The organism is Anaerofustis stercorihominis (assembly GCF_005844425.1).
Lineage (GTDB): Bacteria > Bacillota > Clostridia > Eubacteriales > Anaerofustaceae > Anaerofustis > Anaerofustis butyriciformans.
Genome location: NZ_SPHL01000020.1, coordinates 14,666 through 34,828, shown reverse-complemented (window position 1 = coordinate 34,828; position 20,163 = coordinate 14,666). Strand labels below are relative to the sequence as shown.

Below are 20,163 nucleotides of genomic sequence, written 5' to 3'. Positions count from 1 at the left end.
AAAGCATAAATAATAGTAGCAATTGTTAACATATATAAAAAGTAAAAACTGCTTATTGCACTTATTGTTATCATAATTATAAATAAATACGGTTTTTTACCTCTTAAAACATTTTCTACTCCAATTAATATTAAAGGAAGATATATCATTGGATTTATAAAAAACGGATGTCTTATTGATGCATATAAAGAATATCCACAAAAAACATACCCAATGGCACTTAAAATTGCAGACATTTTATTTTTATTGAATTTAAAACAAAATAATATAAAAAATAATCCTGATAAATAAAGTCTAAATACAATAAGAAAAGAATACATATAACCTGTATACTTTTCAGGTGTAAATATATAAAATACATTTAAAATATCACCAAGAGCATAATAATTAAGAGATGTTAAAATATCATACCCCGTTCCTACTGTTAAATCCCACATAGGAATTATAAGTTCATGATTAAAGATTAAATTTTTTATTATATCTCTAAAATAATTACCTAAATATGCTGCGGATGCATAATGCTGAGTAAAGCCATCACCGGCATTCATACCTTGAGTATCCCAAATTAATAATCTTCCGGTTACAATAAAAGGAAGGAAAACAAATAAAGCTGAAACTAAAAATAAAACAGTATACACAACATACCATCTTTTATACCATACTTCACTATCTTTAAGATTATTCTTCTTATTTTCTTTTACTATCTCTCTTTTTTCTTCTTTTTCCTCTTTGTTCTTAAATACAAACTTTGTAAAGAAATAATTTAAAATAACTACTATTACAGCTACTGCAATTTTAACTATGCCATCATTTAACTTAATCAATTCTACTCCAAGGAATAAAAGAAATGTTTCCACCAAAAAAGAAAATCCTCTTGAAGAGGTAAACATTACAAATTCTTTAATATAGTTAAAAAGTTCTGTATTATTTGCATTAAATACATATTTCTTGTTAGTAAAAAACGCAAAAATAACAGCACCTATCCATGCTATAAAATTGCTTACAAGATAATTTATAGATAATACATTCGTAAATACAAAATATATTACAAAATTTACAAGTGTCGTAAGACCCCCAAAAATTATATATAAAATAATTTCTTTATATTTTTCATATAAACCATTAATTTTTTCTATCATTATTTTCTCCTATTTTTCTTCTTCCTTCGCTGTTTTTGATACTATATATCTTGGTCTGCCTTTTACTTCTTCATAGATTTTTGCTATATAGTATCCTATTATTCCAAGGGATAGCATAACGATAGCTCCAAGTATCAATATTAAAAGTATTACTGTTGTAAAACCACCAAGAGCAATTCCTACAAAATATTGGTATACGGCTCTAATGGCAATTACTATTGCTAAAATACAAAATATTATTCCTGCAAAAGAAACTATCTGCATAGGAGCTGTTGAAAATGTCGTTATGTTTCTAACTGCATATTTAACAAGAGAAGAAAATGACCATTTAGATTCTCCCCCGATTCTTTCCTGAACCTCAAATTCTACATATGTTGTCTTATATCCTACCCATGATGATAAAGCTCTAAAAAACAAATGTCTTTCAGGTAAACTTATTATTGAGTCAACAACTTTTCTGTCCATTAATTTAAAATCTGATGATGTTGACATATCTATTCCTGTTGCATCTGAAATAAGTTTATAAAAACTTTTTGCACCTATTTTATAAACAATGCCTTCTTTTCCTCTTGAAGCTTTTATTCCCTCTATTACTTCATATCCTTCACACCATTTTTGATACATCTCAATTAGAGTTTCAGGCGGATGCTGCAAATCTGCATCCATTACAGCAACGCAGTCTCCTTTTGCATATTGAAGTCCTGCAAAAATAGCTGCTTCTTTTCCAAAATTTCTTGAAAAACATATTCCATCTATACAATCATATTCTTTTGATATTTTTCTTATTTTTTCCCATGTGTCATCTTTTGATCCATCATTTACAAATAGAACTTTAAATGGTATATTTGCTTCTTTTAATATATTTACAACAACTTTCGCTGTATTTTCTATTATTTCAGATTCATTATATGCAGGTATAACTAATGACATAGTACCACTATTCATGTTTCCCTCTTTATTCTTTAATTTAGAAATTTATAAAATTCGTAATTTATTCTATACAAATATAAAGATTTTGTCAAATTAATAAAAACAATAAATGTTCGTTTAAAAATAGTTTAAATTAAACTTATGTTGCTTTATTAATATAAGTTTTAAATATTTCTTTTCTTTTTATTAATAAAAATATAAATCATACATAAAAATGCTGTAACAAGCGAAACAATAGCCCCCACTTTAAGCCCCGGAGTACAATATGTAAACACAACCTCATTTTCACCTTTGTTTAACTCTATCCCCATAGAGTCAATGTTTGCTTGTAAAATTTCTACTTCTTTACCATTCACATAAGCCTTCCAGCCTTTTGAATAAGGAATTGATAACACCCCTATTTTATCTTCTTTCGTATTTACTTTTAAACTTACTGTATTTCCTTTTATGGTAAAGTTCTCTACCTTGTCTTCTTTTAACTCATTTACATATTTATCATAATCATCCATAGGCTGAGATACTACTTTCATATCGGAAAAATTATACTCTCCTTTTTCATCAAAGTTAATCTTTATGTTGTGCAACCCATTTTTATAATACCCAAGATTCAATACATAATCTTCTATACCAAAGTAATAAGTATTATCAGATGTTTTTATGGAATATCTAAAAGAACTCTCTTCGCTTCCGTCAATTTTTATGTTCATGTAAGAATATTTTGCAGGGGTATAAAGCAAATGTCTTATCTTTCTCTTTAAGGAAGTATCTTTACTAATTTCACTGTCTAAATTTAAGTCAAAATCATCTATTACAAGGTAACATTCGCTGTTATTTACATCTATATTAAAACTAAGGTCACTGTCATCTTCCTTCACTATTATTTTATCCTTTTTAATTTCTATTTTGTCTTTGTCATACTGTGCATTTTCCATTAGATCTTCTAAATCTAATAAAGTCTTTGAAGAAGAAGTAACATCATCATTTGAAACTATACTGTCTTTATCCAGATAAACGCTTTGAAGCATTGCCATTTCTCTGTCATATTCATTTAAAGAATTAAAGGTGTTTTCATCCATGGCGCTGTCATAGGTATAAAAAAGCCCAAGAGCATTTTCGTTTTTGTATACCTTGCTGTCTTCATATTCCTTTATAACCTTGTAATCTTTATACAAATCGGCATTATAATTTTTACCTACAAAATACTTAACTCCTTTAAGTTCATTGCTTATAAGGTGGCAGTCATAACCGTGATTACCCGATAATGTAGCCTGTCCAACCTGACCGGTTAAAAAGAAATAGTTTACGCTGTTATTATTTTGAACGCTGAAATAAGAAGAAAGACCGTTTATATCATTTATAAGTCCATAATTCAACCTGTTGTTGTTTATATCAACTCTGTATAATTCTTCTTCATCAATGCTTTTTATATAATTAAATTCCTTTTGGTTTATGGCACTGCTTAGCTTATCATAAGACTTAAACTCTTTAGGATAATTTAATGTAAAAGGCGAATATTTTATATAGGCAGAAAAAGGAATTTGTATAAGAACAATAATAAGTAAAACCATATATATTCTTTTTATACCGTACTTTCTGTTTTTTATCAAAAACAAGAAAACAAATCCCATAAATATAAAAATATAGTTAAATAAAAAATATTTTATATCTTTACCTAAGTATAAATATAAAGCTGTCAAAGAAATATTTAAAAACAAAATCACACCAAGTAATACATTTATAAACTTAATGTTATTTTTAAAATTCTTCAATTCTCCCATTACATAAACACTTATAAATGATATGACAAATGAAAAAACAAAGGTCCATCTGTTTGACACAAAACTAAATCCATTCATTATATATCCAAAAAATGGAACTAAAAGAGAGATAATACAAATGCTTAATATAAACTTTAAATATTTTCCCTTTTTGCTTTTATCTTTATATATAATCCCACCGCAAATAATACTTATAATATTAAATCCTAAAAATGCCCAAAGCCCTATATCATTAGCAGCAAACATATTTTTTATAACGTTAATATAATAACTTAAATTATAAACCAGTGTCAGATTGTTAGCCTGACCGCTCTGCCTTGAGCTGTTAAAAAAGGATATTATAACAGGAAGGAAAATAACTGCCGAAAGCAGAATACCAATAATATAATAAAAAAGAAATTTAAAGAAGTAATATAAAAGCTTTCTTAAAAATACACCTTTTTCTTTGTAAATATACATTACTCTTATAAAAGCGTAAATAATAACCGCAATGGTTAACATATATAAAAAGTAAAAATTACTTATAGCGCTTATGGTAACCATTATTATAAATAAATAAGGCTTACCTCCTTTAAATACTTTTTCAATGCCTAAAAGAAGCAAAGGAAGGTATATCATAGGGTTTATAAAAAATGGATGACGAATAGAGCAATACAAACTAAACCCGCAGAATACATAGCATAATGCCCCAATAATCACAGGCGTTTTCTTCATTTTAAAGTTAAAACAGAAAAATGAAAAAAATAATCCCGATAAATAAAGCCTTAAAAATATAACAAAAGAAAAGGTATATCCCATAAATTTTTCCGGTGTAAATATGTAGAAAATGCTAAGTGGATCTCCAAAAGCATAATAATTAAGAGATGTTAAAACGTCATACCCCGTTCCGATACTTAAATCCCACATTGGAATAACCAGTTCGTGACTTTTTAATAAATTAAGTATTATATCTCTAAAGTAATTACCAAAGTATACTGCAGATGTAAAGTGCTGAACAAATCCGTCTCCTGTATTAAGCCCTCCCGTATCCCATACAAAACTCTTACCGCTTATAAAAAACGGTAAAAAAATAACGAAACACAAGGCTAAAAAAAGAAAAGTATAAATTACATACCACCTTTTATACCATATTTCTTTATTTTTTAATTCTTTTCTATTGTTATTTTCCATGCTTTTCCCTTTTATAAAATTAATTTTGTTCAAAACTTATTATCTAAATTTCTCATTAAAACTATATATTTAACAAATCAAATAATTATTTAAATATTATTTGTTTTAAAATAACATATGGATTATAACAAAAAAAGCAAAGGCATTTTTCTTTATTTCAAAGGATTTACTTTGCTTTTACAAAGAATATACATAAAGAAATTAAATAAAAAAACTCTTTTGAGTCTTTTTTATTATATTAATTAAATTTAACCCTAAAATAAAATGACAATAGTAAATATATCTTACTACTTTCCATTTATAATATGTTAAATCGAATAATAAATTTTAAATATAATTTTTACTTTAATTTATCACTACTTCTACAATAAAAATATATTAAATTTATATTATTAAAATACAATCTAAAATTACAATAAAAAAAAGCCTCTATAAAGAGGCTTTAATTTTCTATTACATAAATAGTGGAGCAAATACTAATGCAACGATTGTCATTAATTTGATTAAGATATTTAATGAAGGACCTGAAGTATCTTTGAATGGGTCACCTACTGTATCCCCAACTACTGCAGCTTTGTGAGCTTCACTACCTTTACCGCCGTGAGCTCCACCTTCAATATATTTTTTAGCGTTATCCCAAGCACCACCTGAGTTAGCCATTTGAATAGCCATTAATACACCTGTTACAAGTGCACCTGCAAGAAGACCACCAAGAGCTGTAGCACCTAAGAAGTAACCTACAAGTAATGGAACTACTACTGCAAGAAGACCAGGAACAATCATTTCTTTTAATGCAGCTTTTGTAGAGATTTCTACACATGTAGAATATTCTGGTTTAGCTTTACCTTCCATGATACCAGGAATTTCTCTAAATTGTCTTCTAACCTCTTCAATCATTTGGTTAGCAGCTTTACCAACAGCTTCCATTGTGATTGCTGAGAATACATAAGGAAGCATACCACCGATGAATAAACCTGCAATAACTTTTACATCAAGTAAGTCAATAGCTTTGATACCAACAGCTGTTGAGTAAGATGCGAATAAAGCAAGAGCTGTTAAAGCAGCAGAACCGATAGCGAAACCTTTACCGATAGCAGCAGTTGTGTTACCTACACTATCAAGTTTATCTGTAATTTCTCTTACAGAATCATCAAGTTCAGCCATTTCAGCGATACCACCAGCGTTATCAGAGATTGGACCATAAGCATCAACGGCAATTGTCATACCTGCAGTTGAAAGCATACCAACAGCAGCAAGAGCAATACCATATAAACCTTCTGTTGATAACATATAAGAAAGTAAGATAGCAGCTACGATTAAGATAATTGGAATAGCAGTTGACATCATACCAACAGCAAGACCAGAAATAATTGTTGTAGCAGCACCTGTTTCACTTTGACTAGCAATTTTCTTAACTGATTTGTAATCTTCAGATGTGTAAACTTCTGTAACTTTACCGATTAAGATACCACAAACAAGACCTGCGATAATAGCATAGAAGTATGTAATATCTTTAAGTAAAGAAGTTGTTAAGAAGTAAGCAGCGATAATTACAAGAATACCGCTTACATATGTACCAAGATTTAAGCTCTTATGAGGGTCAGCATTTTCTCCGCCTTTAACGAATAAAGAACCTATAATTGAAGAAATGATACCAACTGCAGCAAGAGCCAATGGGAACATAACAGCTTCCATGCTTCCAAGTAAAAGTCCACCAAGAGTCATAGCAGAAATAATAGAACCAACATATGATTCAAATAAGTCAGAACCCATACCTGCAACGTCCCCTACGTTATCACCTACGTTATCAGCGATAACAGCTGGGTTTCTTGGGTCATCTTCCGGAATACCGGCTTCAACTTTACCTACAAGGTCAGCTCCAACGTCAGCAGCTTTTGTATAGATACCACCACCAACTCTACCGAATAAAGCGATAGAAGAAGCACCAAGACCAAAACCTGTGATGATGTTTACATCAGCAAAGATCATGTATACGATACTAACACCGATAGCACCAAGACCTACAACACATAGACCCATAACGCTACCACCGTTAAAAGCAACTTTTAATGCAGCACCCATGCCTTTGTCTTTAGCAGAAGCAGCTGTTCTTGAATTAGCTTTAGTAGCAACTTGCATACCAAAGAAACCAGCTAAAACTGAGAATAAAGCACCAATTAAGAAACAAACTGCTGTTTCCCAACCTATTAAGCCAAATAAAATAGCGAATAATACTACAGCAAAAATAACGATATATTTGTATTCACTTGTTAAGAAAGCCATAGCACCTTCGTGAATGTGAGATGAAATTTCTTTCATTCTATCTGTTCCTTGATCAACTTTATTGATCGAAGAAGCAAGATATAACGCAAAAAGAAGCGCTATAATACCCGCAACAGGGGCAAAAAACTTTAAAGTTTCAACACTCATTTTTCTCCTCCGAAATTAATTTTACTATATTGTTTTATTTTGTTAGAAGGTCAAAAACAAAAATTGATATAAAAAATACTACTGCTGATATTAAAGTAATCTTATTTAAAAGTCCTTGCATACCATGAGCTTTTTTCTTACCAAATAAACCTTCGGCACCGCCTGAAATAGCACCACCCATGCCTGCAGTAGAACCTTCTTGCAATACTACACTTGCAATTAAGCCAAGGCTTGATACTATTATCAACACCAATAATACTGTTTCCATTTTATCCTCCTAAATATAAATCTTGCAGTTTAGTATTATATCATACAAACCGCCTAAATCAAAGTATATTTTTATTTTTTTGAATAAATTTTTTATATTTTTTTCATAAATCCCTTTAAATATGCAAAATTTATGTTTTCCCTTTGATTTAGATACTTTTATTTATTTAATTATAATATTTTTTTATATTCCACAAATAGATTCTATAAAATTTATATAATTTTTTCATAAGTACATCATTCTTTTTCAAAAAAATTAAAATTCTTATTTAATATATAGGCGCTTATAGAGAAATAAAAAAAGATACCTTATACAAGGTATCTTTTAATTTACTTTAACAAAACTATTTACTAGCTTCTTCGATTGCAACAGAAACAGAAACAGTTGCACCAACCATAGGGTTGTTACCCATACCGATAAGTCCCATCATTTCTACGTGAGCAGGAACTGATGAAGAACCGGCGAATTGAGCGTCAGAGTGCATTCTTCCCATTGTATCTGTCATACCGTAAGAAGCAGGACCTGCAGCCATGTTATCAGGATGAAGTGTTCTACCTGTACCACCACCGCTGGCTACTGAGAAGTATTTTTTACCTTCTTGGATACATTCTTTTTTGTATGTACCTGCAACTGGATGTTGGAATCTTGTTGGGTTTGTTGAGTTACCTGTAATAGATACATCAACACCTTCTTTGTGCATGATTGCAACACCTTCTCTAACATCGTCAGCACCGTAACATCTTACTTTAGCTCTTGGGCCGTCAGAGTAAGCTGTTTCGTTAACGATTGTTAATTCTCCTGTGAAGTAATCAAATTGAGTTTGAACATATGTAAATCCGTTGATTCTTGAAATGATTTGAGCAGCGTCTTTACCAAGACCGTTTAAGATAACTCTTAAGTCTTTGCTTCTAACTTTGTTTGCTGAGTTAGCGATACCGATAGCACCTTCAGCAGCAGCGAAAGATTCATGACCTGCAAGGAAAGCGAAACATTCTGTTTCTTCAGAAAGTAACATACTTGCAAGGTTACCATGACCAAGACCTACTTTTCTGTCATCAGCAACAGAACCAGGAATACAGAATGCTTGTAAACCTTCACCAATAATTTTTGCAGCTTCTACAGCAGTAGTAGCTCCTCTTTTAATAGCAAGTGCCGCACCTACTGTGTAAGCCCAACATGCGTTTTCAAAACAAATAGGTTGGATTCCTTTTACGATACCTGCAACATCGATACCTTTATCATCACAGATTTGTTTAGCTTCTTCTAATGATTTGATACCGTCTTTATTTAAAACTTCTTCGATTTGTTTAATTCTTCTTTCGTAACTTTCAAATAATGCCATTTTATTTCCTCCCTCCTACTCGTTTCTTGGGTCGATTGTTTTTACTGCATCGTCAAATCTACCGTATTTACCGCTAGCTTTTTCGATAGCTTCCATAGGATCGACACCTTTTTTAATGTTTTGCATCATAACGCCAAGATTTACATATTTGTAACCGATGATTTCATCATTTTTATCTAAACCGATTTCTGTTATGTAACCTTCAGATAATTCTAAGTATCTAGGTCCTTTTTTGCTTGTAGCATAGCAAGTACCTGTTTGACTTCTATGTCCTTTACCTAAATCTTCAAGACCAGCGCCGATAGCAAGACCACCTTCAGAGAAAGCAGATTGGCTTCTTCCGTAAACGATTTGTAGGAATAATTCTCTCATAGCTGTGTTGATAGCATCACAAACTAAGTCTGTGTTTAATGCTTCAAGTAAAGTTTTACCAATTAAAATTTCACTTGCCATAGCAGCTGAGTGAGTCATACCTGAACATCCAAGTGTTTCAACCAAAGCTTCTTCTATGATACCGTCTTTGATGTTTAATGTTAGTTTACAAGCTCCTTGTTGAGGTGCACACCAACCTACACCGTGTGTAAGACCGCTTATATCTTTGATTTCTTTTGATTTAACCCATTTACCTTCTTCAGGAATAGGTGCAGGGCCATGATTTGCGCCTTTTTTAACTACGCACATGTTTTCTACTTCTTGTGTATAAATCATATTAACCTCCTAAAAAAACTTCACAAATATCTATTTGTCTGTTAAAGTCAATTTATTTTAACATAATATTTAACTACTTGCAAATAATCTTTTGTCAAAAAAATAAAAAACAAAGAAAAACCCTTTGCTTCTTATTTATATATACATTTATTCTTTTATGAAATCACCGGCATGTTCTTTTATTTTTTCAAAGCTTTCTTTGCTTATAACATGCTCTATTCTACAAGCATCTTCAAATGCTGTTTCTTCACTTACTCCAAGTTTCATAAGCATATTACCGATTATTGTATGTCTTTCATAAATAGATTTTGCTACTTTTTCTCCAAGATCAGTAAGCTTTATTAGCCCGTTTTCTTCAACGGTTATATACTCATTTTCTTTCATCAATTTTATCGCTCTTGAAACACTTGGTCTTGAATAGTTAAGCTCGTTTGCAATATCTATGCTTCTTACGTTTCCAAGTCTTTTCTTTAAAATAAGTATAGTTTCCAAATAATCTTCTCTGGATTCATGTGTTTTCATACAAATCTCCCAATATTTTTGTTTTTATGATTTTCTATATATTTATATATTTTATTTACGTTTTCTATATATTTTATATTATCTCATAAAAAAAAACAATATTTTATTTATAAGATATTAAAACATTAAATTTAATGACTTTTATATTGTTATCAAAAATAAGATGCAGAAAAGTTTCTGCATCTAAGTAATTATATATTTTAGGGGGTTAAATTAAACAAGAGCTTTTCCAAGAGCTTTTAAATCTTCATTAGCTGAATCATCAGGAGCTCCACAGCATATTACACTTTCATGTGCCATAGTGGCACCGTCAGATGAACACTCATCTTCCCAGTTTCTCATCCACTCACCGTCTCCCCAACCGTAAGAACCAAATAAAGCAATTTTCTTTCCGCTTAACTTGTCTTCTATTTCTCTAAACATTGGTTCAAATTCGCTTTCTTCAAGTTGTTCGCTTCCCATTGAAGGACATCCAAATGCAATAGCATCAAATTCATCTACCATATCACAAGTAAATTCTGCGCTTGTCATCATACTTGCACTACCGCCTGCTTCAACAATACCTGCTTCAACCATTTGAGCCATCATTTCTGTATTACCTGTTCCGCTCCAGTATACAACTGCCACTTTACTCATTATATTTTATACCTCGCTTATATTTATTTTAAATGCCAACAGCAAGTTTAGAAATTGACCTGCCGCCGTTAAAAAGCATTGAGTATACTTTTTTGCATTTATTGAACTTGTTAAACATTTTTATTTTTTCACACTCGTTTGAATAAACTTTCCAGCACCCCGAGCATTTTGAATTCTTACCGAGATTTTCTATAAATCCCTTAACATCTTCAAGGGGATAACCAAGAAACAAACCTATTTCATGAGGAAAATTATCGCTAAACTTAAGCCTTTCTTTTAATGTGTTTATTGCATAATCAATATTAGTGTTTTTATATCCGTAAATATTTAATATCTCACCTACTCCGTCCTTCTTTAAATCTTCTTCAAGTTTTTTTCTTCTGTATACATAAACAAGGGCTAAGTTATTTTTCACATTTAGTAAAGATAAATATATGCCTTTTTCGTTAAGCTCATAATTCCATGCCCTTATACTTTCTTTTAAAGTTTTTATGTCACTAACTTTAAATGAAAACAAATTTGCCGTTTTAAGATTTGCAAGGGTTGGAGAACAATGTTCAATTAAATATTTTTCAATCATAATAACCTCCATTTATAGAAAGTCATGGTACCGTGAAGGGAATAATTGGAAGGCTAAAACATATATGTCACGGTACCTTGAATTCTATAATGTAATGAAAAGAAATTTTTATAAATCGAAACATATCCGATTCATATATAAAAGAGATAAATATTGTTAGTCTTTGCTAACATGCGGTTAAAAAAATATGGGTATAATTCTTTCACCTTTATTTGTTGTTAGTCATTGCTAACTTGTATATAAGATATCATTATTTTTTCTCTTTGTCAACTGTTTTTTTATTTTTTTTATTAAAATATAAAAATAAAATTTATTAATAAAAAGTTTATTCTATAAATACATTTCTATATGTACTTTATTGTTTTTAATGATAAAACATATTTTTTATTTACCTTTTTATTTATAAAAAATCATGATATCAAATAAATATCTTCTTTTAAATTCACAAACATACATTGTAAACATATCTTATAAATATAGTCAAAGTAATTATAAACTGTAATCTATATTTACCTTATCCTTTATATCATTTATTTATCATAAAAAGACTAAATTAACCTCATACATAATTTATATACAATAAAAAAAGAGGAGATCTCTCCTCTTTTTATAAACTGTAAAATCCAACTTTCTTTTTAACTTTTCTAAGTGTTTTGTTTGCAATGCAGCTTGCTTGTTCACTGCTTTTTTGTAAAACTTCGTTAACATATGCTTTATCTTTACAAAGTCTTTCAAATTCATCTTGAATAGGAGTAAGTCTGTCTGCGATACTTTCCCCTACAGCTGTTTTAAAGTATGCGTAATTCTTTCCTTCAAAATCTTTTACGGCTTCTTCTATTGTTTTGTTTGTAGCACAAGAATATATTTCAAGAAGATTTGAAACTCCAGGTTTGTTTTCTTTGTCGTAAATAATATTCATATCAGAATCTGTAACGGCTCTTTTACATTTTGCCATAATTACATCTTTTTTATCTATCATTGAAATAAATCCGTTTTTGTTTTCGTCTGATTTAGACATTTTCTTACTTGGATCTTGAAGAGACATTATTCTTGCCCCGCTTTCACCATAATAACCTTCGGGAACTTTGAAAGTAGGTGAAAATGTATTGTTAAATCTGTTTGCTATTGTTCTTGTAAGTTCAAGATGTTGTTTTTGATCATCTCCCACAGGAACAAGATCCGCTTGATATAAAAGTATATCAGCAGCCATTAAAACAGGATAATCAAAAAGTCCTACTTTTATGTTTTCACCTTGATTTTTTGATTTATCTTTATATTGTGTCATTCTTGAAAGTTCGCCCATATGAGTAAAACAGTTAAGTATCCAGCCAAGTTCTGCATGTTGATGAACATGAGACTGAATGAATAAAAGAGATTTTTCAGGGTCAATACCGCTTGCAAGAAGCATTGCCGCACATTCAAAAGATCTCTTTCTTAAAGTCGCAGGAACTTGATTTACTGTTATTGCATGCATATCTGCTATAAAATACATACAATTATAATCATCCTGACGTTCAACCCAGTTTTTTATTGCTCCGAAATAATTTCCTATTGTAAATTCTCCGCTTGATTGTATACCGCTTAAAATAGTTTTTTTATCTTCAGACATATCTATACCTCAATTTTTATTTGTTCAAAATGTTTTCTATAATAATAACAATATTTTTATGAATATGCAATATTGATTTGTTTTAATGTGTATTGATGTTTACGATGAGAGTATTATTTTATTTTTTTATAATTAAATTAATATCAAAATCACTAAACAATGAATTGCTATTTACTGATAACTTACCATTATAAATAAAATTTATAAATTACAATTAAAAAATTTTATTCGGCAAACTGATTTTTATCTAAATCCAACTTCATATATATTGAAGTATCCATAGGAGAATTATTGTAACTTTCAATCTCATAAAAACCAAATTTATTATATAAATGAATAGCACTCTTTAAAAAAGGCAGAGTATCCAAAAACATATGCTTATACCCTATATTTACTGCGTCATCGATAATTTTATTTATAAGTTTTTCGCTTATTTTCTTACCTCTGTATTCTTTTCTTACTTAAAGCCTTTTCATCTCACAGTTTAACTTATCTAATTTTTTTAGCGCAATACACCCGCCAGGTTTATCATCACAAAAAAAATATAAAGCCTTCCCCATGGTTTAGAATATTTTAACTCTAAATCATGTAACTCTTCATCGTAGTTTTGAATTTCAAGATAATTTTTTAATTCTTCATCATTTTCCACAAGCATATTTGTATCTTCCCTAAAAAGTTCCTTTATTTCCTCTTTATACAAATATCCTTCTTCTATTCTAATATTCAACATAAACACCTCTTTATATTATAATTTTATTAAATTTTTTTAGTTTTGTAAAATTTTGATTGATTTTAATAAATTTTTAATGTAAAATCTATAAAAGCGTAACAAATGTTACGGAATTTATTTCTATAATTTGTTACTATATAGAAAATTCATTAAACATGCTTTATGGTATTTGGGAGAAAAAGATGGATTATGGTTTAATAGCAAAATCCGAATTGTTTTATGATATTGACATAAAATCAATAGAAGAAATGATGATATGTTCAAAATCAAAAATTAAAGAGTATGCAGAAGATGAACTCATATTTAAAGAAGAAGACAAACCTAATTACTTATATGTTCTCTTAAAAGGCGAAGTAATGATAGTAAAAGATTATCCGTCGGGAAACAGAAACATATTTTATGAAATAAATGACGGAGAAATATTTGGAGATTTGTTTCAAGGTGAATCTAATGATTACAATTATTATGATGCAATATCAACAAAAAAATCAACAGTACTCATAATTCCTTGGAATTTCTTCTTTAATGTATGCGAAAGAGCCTGTAAGTTTCATAAAATGTTAATAAGAAACATCATGCATCTTCAGGCAGATAAATCTCTTGCTCTTATGAAAAAAATACATATTCTCTCAGCAACGACTTTGGAAGAAAAAATATCTTTGTATTTACTTGAAAACAAAGATAGAAACAACAAAGTAAGAATATACATGACAAGAGAGGATATGGCTGATTTCTTCGGAGTAAAAAGGCCGTCTTTATCCAGAAGCTTAATGAAAATGCAAAAAGAAAATTTAATAAAAGTAAGCAAAAAGCATATAGAAATTTTGAATTTGGAAAAACTAGAACAACTATGTTTAAACAGTTAAGGGAAAGGAAATTTGTAAATTATGAAAAATGTCAGAAAAGTAAAAGAAGATTTATATTTTATTGGAGTAAACGACAGAAGAATTGAATTATTCGAAAACATTTATCCTGTTGAAAACGGAGTTTCTTACAACTCATACGTTTTACTTGATGAAAAAAATGTATTATTCGATACTGTTGACAAAACAGCAGGAGAAGATTTCATTGAAAATTTAACAGCAGTTTTAGACGGAAAAAATCTTGATTATATCGTTGTAAATCATATGGAACCTGACCACTGTGCTATGCTTAGCGAAGTAGTATACCGCTACCCTGAAGCAAAAGTTGTATGCAACCAAAAAACAGTTAACATGATTAAACAATTCTTTGATTTTGATATTGATTCAAGAGCTTTAATCGTAAAAGAAAATGATACTTTAAACACAGGTAAACATACTCTTGCTTTCGTTATGGCACCAATGGTTCACTGGCCAGAAGCTATGGTAACATATGACGTAACAGATAAAATTTTATTCTCAGCAGATGCTTTCGGTACATTCGGAGCAATTGACGGAAACTTATACACAGACGAAGTAAATTATGAAAACGGCTGGATTGATGAAAACAGAAGATATTTCACAAACATCGTTGGTAAATACGGTCCACAAGTTCAAGCTCTACTTAAAAAAGCTGCAACACTTGATATTGAACTAATTTGCCCTCTTCATGGACATCTTTGGAGAGATAAAGACGATATCGGAATGATTTTAGACAAATACAATCACTGGAGCACATATGAAGCAGAAGAAAATTCTGTAATGGTTGTTTATGCATCAGTTTACGGAAATACAGCTAAGGCTGCAAATGCTCTTGCAGACAAAATCGCTGATAAAGGCGTTAAAAATGTAAAAGTATACGATGCATCAAAAACTGATCCTTCATATATCTTATCTGATGCTTTCAAATATAAAACAATTGTATTTGCATCAGTAACTTACAACAACGAAATCTTCCCTAAAATGGAAACACTTCTTCATGAAATAGTAGCTCATAATCTTCAAAACAGAAACGTTGCATTCATTGAAAACGGAACATGGGGTCCAATGGCAACAAAGAAAATGAAAGCAATCGTTGAAAAACTTAAAAACATCAACTACATTGATGGAGATATTACAATAAAATCTGCATTAAGTGATGAAAATGTACAACAACTTGACGTATTAGCTGAAAACATAGTAAATGAAATTAATAAATAGCTACATTTATTAAAAATAAAAAATTAAGAAAAGGATGGGAATAAAAATGGAAGCTAAATTTTTTAAATGTAAACATTGTGGAAACATCGTAGTATTTGCAGTAAACAAAGGAGTACCTGTAATGTGCTGCGGAGAAAAAATGGAAGAATTAAAACCAGGTCAAACAGACGGTGCTTTAGAAAAACACGTACCAGCTGTAACAGTTGACGGCAACAAAGTAAGCGTACAAGTAGGTGAAGTTGAACATCCAATGCTTGAAGAACACTTCATCGAATTCATTTGGATTGAAACAAAACTTGGTCACCAAGTTAAAAACTTAAAACCAGGTGATGCACCAAAAGCTGAATTTATCCTTGCTGACGGTGATGAATTCGTAGCAGCTTACGAACATTGTAATCTTCACGGATTATGGAAAAAATAGTAAAACATTAAAAAGGAGCTAAGGCTCCTTTTTTTATTAAATAAAAAACTTAAGTAAAAAATATTATATAAGGATATAACAATTTACATTCATTTTTAACATAATATTATATAAAATAAAAAAGAGGATTTCTCCTCTTTTTTTTATAGACACATCTTATAAATATTTAACATATCTTCCTTATTTAAAGGTTTATAAGCTCCTTTTATTTCCCCTACTTTTTCTGCCATTTCTTCCAAGTGAGTTTCATCAATCCCAACTTCTTTTAAAGTCATTGGAATATCAAGTCCTTTAAAGAAATCATATGTATTTTTTATTGCTTCTTTAGCAATTTCTTCTTTTTCTTTATGAGGAGCAATTCCCCAAACGTTTATTCCGTATTCAACAAATTTATCAAGAGTATTTTCATTTAAAACATATTCCATCCATCTTGGAGTAAGAATTGCAAGTCCTACACCATGGGTTATGTCATAGAATGCGCTAAGTTCATGTTCCATAGGATGAACACACCATTCAACCTCGTTTCCTGAGCTAAGTAATCCGTTTATAGCCCATGAAGAAGCCCACATAAGATTTGCTCTTGCTTCATAATTTTCAGGATCATTATAAGCAATAGGACCGTATTTTATACAAGTCTTTAATAATGCTTCTGCCATTCTTGATTGCATAAAGCCTTCTTTTACGTTTGAAAAATAATTTTCAAAAATATGAGACATTATATCGGCAGTTCCGGCAGCCGTTTGATTTTTAGGAACAGAACATGTATAACTTGGATCCATAATTGATGCTTTAGGTTTAAAAAGCTCACTGGTAACCCCTATTTTCATATTCTCTTTCATATTGCTTATAACTGCAAATGGGTCCATTTCGGAACCTGTTGCAGAAAGAGTTAGAATATCAACGATAGGAAGAGCATCTTTTATTTTATCTTGATGTATTACAAGTTCCCAAGCATCTTCTTCGCTTTTTGCTGCAGCAGCAATCATTTTTGCACAGTCTATTGTACTTCCGCCACCAGCTGCCAAAACAACATCAATATTATTTTCTTTACAAATTTTTACCCCTTCTCTTACAGACTCAACTCTTGGGTTTGGATCAACCCCCGAAAGCTCGAACAATTCAACACCGCTTTGTTTGCATAAAGATAAAACTTCATCATAAAGTCCGCTTCTTTTAATACTTCCTCCCCCGTAAACTAACAATGCTTTTTTACCTAAGCCGGATAAAATTTCAGGTAAATTTTTTATCTGTCCTTTACCAAAATAAACCTTTGTAGGTAAATGAAAATAAAAATTATTCATACTTTTCTCCTCTGATTCTTTTCGTTTTTTATTAATTAATATTATACTATAAAAATTAAAACTTTTTATAATAATAAATAGTTAATATGTGAAAAATTAATATTTTTTTATAGGCACTTTTATATGCACTAATCCTGGTTTTTAACAAAGCAAATCGTAAATTAACATTTTAAATAAATATAGTTAAAAATTATTTTATCGGTTATTTATATTAATTTATATTTTTAAAGTTTTATTCTTAATATTATTATTTATAAAACACAATAGAGTGAAAAATAATATTATTTTTAATTTTAAATTTCTATAAACATTAAATAAAATACCCATAGGATATCTAAAACGTGTATTTATATTATAAATAATAAATCGAAAATATTTATATAAATAATAAAAAAAGAGAGTTTCCTCTCTTTTTATAATTCTTCTTTATATTTACATTCTTTGTTTTTGCAAAATAAACTTTTCTTTTTACCTTTGCTTTCGTATAAAATTTCTCCGCATTTAGGGCAAAGTTTTCTCGTTGGTTTTTGTGAAGAAGCAAAATCACAGTTAGGATAGTTCTTACATCCGTAAAATACACTTCCCTTTTTGCTTTTTCTTTCAACAATTTGACCGCCGCATTTTGGGCAAGAAGCATCAATTTCTTTAACGATAGCCTTTGTGGTCTTACATTCCGGATAACCGCTACAAGCCATAAACTTTCCAAATCTACCGTATTTTATAACCATAGGTTTACCACAGTTTTCGCATACTTCATCGGTTTGTTCTTCCGGAAGTTTTATTCTTTCAATTTCCTTAACATGTTCAAGTTCTTTTTCAAGTCCTTTGTAAAAATCAGATATTACGTCTTTCCATTTTTTGCTTCCTTCTTCAATATCATCAAGGTTACTTTCCATGTTCGCCGTAAAATCTATATCTACTATATCCTCGAAATTCTCCCTTAAAAGTTTATCAACGGCTTCCCCTATCATTGTTGGAACAAATCTTCTTTGGTCAAGTTCAACATATCCTCTGTTTTTTATTGTATTGATTATTTGAGAATATGTAGAAGGTCTTCCTATTCCCTCTTCTTTTAAAACCTTAACAAGACTTGCCTCGTTATATCTTGCAGGAGGCTGTGTGAATTTTTGAGCAGGTTTTAATTCTTTTAATAAAACCTCTTCGCCCTTTTCAACAAGTGGTATACTTTCATTTTCATCTTCTTTCTTTGAAGCATAACTGTAAACTTCAAGATAACCTTTGAATTTTACCCTTGAACCTGTTGAACGGAATGTGTAACTTCCGTTTTCTATATCAACCCTTAAAGTATCATAAACAGCAGGGCTCATCAAAGATGCCAAAAATCTGTTATAAACTAAAGTATAAAGTTTTAACTGATCAGCAGTAAGAGATGTTTTTAATTTTTCAGGAGTTAAGTTTACATCAGTAGGTCTAATTGCTTCATGGGCATCTTGAATTTTACTGTTGCTTTTGCCTTTAGGACCTGTATATCCAAGATATTCATCTCCATATTTATCTTTTATAAACTTACTTCCCGCTTCAACTGCTTCTTTTGAAAGTCTTGTAGAGTCAGTTCTAAGATAAGTGATAAGACCTATTTGTCCTATTCCCTCAACTTCAACCCCTTCATATAATTGTTGAGCAAGCATCATTGTTTTGGAAATTGAAAAACCAAGTTTATTGCTTGCATCTTGTTGAAGAGAACTTGTTTCAAAAGGAGGCGGTGAATTTTTCTTCTTCTCTCCTTTTTTAACATCTTTTACAATAAAAGCATTTTTCTTTAATTCTTCTATTATTTTATCGCTTTCTTCTTTATTATTTATTTGGGCTTTTTTACCGTTTATTAAAGCAAGCTTACTGAAAAATTCTTCTTTTGTATCTTTTTTTTTAAAAATACCGTCCATTATCCAGTATTCTTCACTTACAAAGTTTCTTATTTCATTTTCTCTATCAACAATCATTCTAAGAGCAACAGATTGAACTCTTCCCGCACTAAGTCCACGAAGTACTTTACTCCAAAGTACAGGGCTTATTTTATAACCAACAAGCCTATCAAGAACTCTTCTTGCTTGTTGTGCATCAACGATGTTCATATCTATTTTTCTTTTATGATTAATGGCGTTGTTTATTGCTGATGGAGTAATTTCCAAAAACTCCATTCTGTTTTTATCATTCAAATCAAGACCAAGATAGTTGGCGATATGCCAAGAAATAGCTTCTCCTTCTCTATCGTTATCAGTTGCGAGAATGACTTCATCGGCTTTTTTTGCATCAGATTTAAGTTTTTTAAGTCTTTCCCCCTGACCTCTTATAGTCTTGTATTCAGGTTCAAAATTATTTTCAATATCAATTCCAAGTTTTGATTTTGGAAGGTCTATAACGTGTCCTTTTGAGGCTACAACCTTACAATCCTTTGGAAGATATTTTTGTATTGTCTTCGCTTTAGCAGGTGATTCGACTATTACTAATCTATAAGACATCTACTGCTCCTTTCAAGTAA

Annotated in this window: 18 protein-coding genes; 3 read left to right on the top strand and 15 right to left on the bottom strand. The window is 30.1% G+C overall.

The window, feature by feature from the left end:
- The 13 genes from FGQ49_RS06570 to FGQ49_RS10750 all read right to left on the bottom strand — a co-directional run.
- The coding region (locus FGQ49_RS06570; protein WP_171020624.1) for a GtrA family protein at nt 1–1,139 on the bottom strand (1,139 nt) is incomplete at its 3' end.
- 9 nt (nt 1,140–1,148) lie between these two features.
- Nucleotides 1,149–2,084 carry a glycosyltransferase family 2 protein gene (locus tag FGQ49_RS06565; RefSeq protein ID WP_138269073.1) on the bottom strand — a complete coding sequence of 312 codons (936 nt, stop codon included), beginning with the start codon at nt 2,082–2,084 and terminating at the stop codon, nt 1,149–1,151.
- A 149-nt stretch (nt 2,085–2,233) separates the two neighbouring features.
- Nucleotides 2,234–5,017, bottom strand: coding sequence for a YfhO family protein (locus FGQ49_RS06560; RefSeq protein WP_138269072.1), 2,784 nt, complete (start codon nt 5,015–5,017; stop codon nt 2,234–2,236).
- A gap of 453 nt (nt 5,018–5,470) precedes the next feature.
- On the bottom strand, nt 5,471–7,447 hold the full coding sequence (locus tag FGQ49_RS06555; RefSeq protein WP_138269071.1) for a sodium-translocating pyrophosphatase: 1,977 nt from the start codon (nt 7,445–7,447) through the stop codon (nt 5,471–5,473).
- 34 nt (nt 7,448–7,481) lie between these two features.
- Nucleotides 7,482–7,715: a preprotein translocase subunit SecG gene (gene secG / locus FGQ49_RS06550; RefSeq protein WP_138269070.1), complete on the bottom strand. Its 234-nt coding sequence runs from the start codon at nt 7,713–7,715 to the stop codon at nt 7,482–7,484.
- 343 nt (nt 7,716–8,058) lie between these two features.
- Nucleotides 8,059–9,057, bottom strand: coding sequence for a GGGtGRT protein (locus FGQ49_RS06545; RefSeq protein WP_138269069.1), 999 nt, complete (start codon nt 9,055–9,057; stop codon nt 8,059–8,061).
- A 15-nt stretch (nt 9,058–9,072) separates the two neighbouring features.
- On the bottom strand, nt 9,073–9,765 hold the full coding sequence (locus tag FGQ49_RS06540) for an iron-sulfur cluster assembly scaffold protein (protein ID WP_138269068.1): 693 nt from the start codon (nt 9,763–9,765) through the stop codon (nt 9,073–9,075).
- Nucleotides 9,766–9,912: 147 nt separating this feature from the next.
- Nucleotides 9,913–10,287: a metal-dependent transcriptional regulator gene (locus FGQ49_RS06535; protein ID WP_138269067.1), complete on the bottom strand. Its 375-nt coding sequence runs from the start codon at nt 10,285–10,287 to the stop codon at nt 9,913–9,915.
- A gap of 213 nt (nt 10,288–10,500) precedes the next feature.
- Entirely contained in the window at nt 10,501–10,923 is a 423-nt protein-coding gene (locus FGQ49_RS06530; protein WP_138269066.1) for a flavodoxin, read from the bottom strand.
- A gap of 28 nt (nt 10,924–10,951) precedes the next feature.
- Nucleotides 10,952–11,503 (bottom strand): DUF3793 family protein, encoded by a 552-nt coding sequence (locus FGQ49_RS06525; RefSeq protein ID WP_138269065.1) that lies wholly within the window; start codon nt 11,501–11,503, stop codon nt 10,952–10,954.
- Nucleotides 11,504–12,110: 607 nt separating this feature from the next.
- Entirely contained in the window at nt 12,111–13,112 is a 1,002-nt protein-coding gene (trpS, locus tag FGQ49_RS06520; protein ID WP_138269064.1) for a tryptophan--tRNA ligase, read from the bottom strand.
- A 224-nt stretch (nt 13,113–13,336) separates the two neighbouring features.
- Nucleotides 13,337–13,519 (bottom strand): GNAT family N-acetyltransferase, encoded by a 183-nt coding sequence (locus FGQ49_RS10755; RefSeq protein WP_347559328.1) that lies wholly within the window; start codon nt 13,517–13,519, stop codon nt 13,337–13,339.
- A 95-nt stretch (nt 13,520–13,614) separates the two neighbouring features.
- Nucleotides 13,615–13,842, bottom strand: coding sequence for a hypothetical protein (locus tag FGQ49_RS10750; protein ID WP_347559327.1), 228 nt, complete (start codon nt 13,840–13,842; stop codon nt 13,615–13,617).
- Between the two features lie 182 nt (nt 13,843–14,024).
- On the opposite strand from FGQ49_RS10750, the gene FGQ49_RS06510 reads away from it, so the two are divergent.
- From FGQ49_RS06510 to FGQ49_RS06500, 3 genes are read left to right on the top strand one after another with little or no spacing between them, the layout of a single operon-like run.
- Entirely contained in the window at nt 14,025–14,708 is a 684-nt protein-coding gene (locus FGQ49_RS06510) for a Crp/Fnr family transcriptional regulator (RefSeq protein ID WP_171020623.1), read from the top strand.
- A 21-nt stretch (nt 14,709–14,729) separates the two neighbouring features.
- Nucleotides 14,730–15,941 (top strand): FprA family A-type flavoprotein, encoded by a 1,212-nt coding sequence (locus FGQ49_RS06505; protein WP_138269062.1) that lies wholly within the window; start codon nt 14,730–14,732, stop codon nt 15,939–15,941.
- Between the two features lie 46 nt (nt 15,942–15,987).
- Nucleotides 15,988–16,362, top strand: coding sequence for a desulfoferrodoxin family protein (locus FGQ49_RS06500; protein WP_138269061.1), 375 nt, complete (start codon nt 15,988–15,990; stop codon nt 16,360–16,362).
- Between the two features lie 143 nt (nt 16,363–16,505).
- Here the strand turns inward: FGQ49_RS06500 and FGQ49_RS06495 are convergent, their stop codons facing one another.
- Nucleotides 16,506–17,663 (bottom strand): iron-containing alcohol dehydrogenase, encoded by a 1,158-nt coding sequence (locus FGQ49_RS06495; protein WP_138269060.1) that lies wholly within the window; start codon nt 17,661–17,663, stop codon nt 16,506–16,508.
- 413 nt (nt 17,664–18,076) lie between these two features.
- Nucleotides 18,077–20,143: a type I DNA topoisomerase gene (gene topA / locus FGQ49_RS06490; protein ID WP_138269059.1), complete on the bottom strand. Its 2,067-nt coding sequence runs from the start codon at nt 20,141–20,143 to the stop codon at nt 18,077–18,079.
- Nucleotides 20,144–20,163: the final 20 nt, after the last annotated feature.

Bases quoted from the DNA above. Each gene is read 5' to 3' on its own strand.
- FGQ49_RS06565 (WP_138269073.1), bottom strand. From the start codon at position 2,084: ATGAATAGTGGTACTATGTCATTAGTTATACCTGCATATAATGAATCT.
- FGQ49_RS06540 (WP_138269068.1), bottom strand. From the start codon at position 9,765: ATGATTTATACACAAGAAGTAGAAAACATGTGCGTAGTTAAAAAAGGC.
- secG (WP_138269070.1), bottom strand. From the start codon at position 7,715: ATGGAAACAGTATTATTGGTGTTGATAATAGTATCAAGCCTTGGCTTA.
- FGQ49_RS06545 (WP_138269069.1), bottom strand. From the start codon at position 9,057: ATGGCATTATTTGAAAGTTACGAAAGAAGAATTAAACAAATCGAAGAA.
- FGQ49_RS06560 (WP_138269072.1), bottom strand. From the start codon at position 5,017: ATGGAAAATAACAATAGAAAAGAATTAAAAAATAAAGAAATATGGTAT.
- FGQ49_RS06500 (WP_138269061.1), top strand. From the start codon at position 15,988: ATGGAAGCTAAATTTTTTAAATGTAAACATTGTGGAAACATCGTAGTA.
- topA (WP_138269059.1), bottom strand. From the start codon at position 20,143: ATGTCTTATAGATTAGTAATAGTCGAATCACCTGCTAAAGCGAAGACA.
- FGQ49_RS10750 (WP_347559327.1), bottom strand. From the start codon at position 13,842: ATGTTGAATATTAGAATAGAAGAAGGATATTTGTATAAAGAGGAAATA.
- FGQ49_RS06505 (WP_138269062.1), top strand. From the start codon at position 14,730: ATGAAAAATGTCAGAAAAGTAAAAGAAGATTTATATTTTATTGGAGTA.
- FGQ49_RS06525 (WP_138269065.1), bottom strand. From the start codon at position 11,503: ATGATTGAAAAATATTTAATTGAACATTGTTCTCCAACCCTTGCAAAT.
- FGQ49_RS06555 (WP_138269071.1), bottom strand. From the start codon at position 7,447: ATGAGTGTTGAAACTTTAAAGTTTTTTGCCCCTGTTGCGGGTATTATA.
- FGQ49_RS06530 (WP_138269066.1), bottom strand. From the start codon at position 10,923: ATGAGTAAAGTGGCAGTTGTATACTGGAGCGGAACAGGTAATACAGAA.
- FGQ49_RS06495 (WP_138269060.1), bottom strand. From the start codon at position 17,663: ATGAATAATTTTTATTTTCATTTACCTACAAAGGTTTATTTTGGTAAA.
- FGQ49_RS06510 (WP_171020623.1), top strand. From the start codon at position 14,025: ATGGATTATGGTTTAATAGCAAAATCCGAATTGTTTTATGATATTGAC.
- FGQ49_RS06535 (WP_138269067.1), bottom strand. From the start codon at position 10,287: ATGAAAACACATGAATCCAGAGAAGATTATTTGGAAACTATACTTATT.
- trpS (WP_138269064.1), bottom strand. From the start codon at position 13,112: ATGTCTGAAGATAAAAAAACTATTTTAAGCGGTATACAATCAAGCGGA.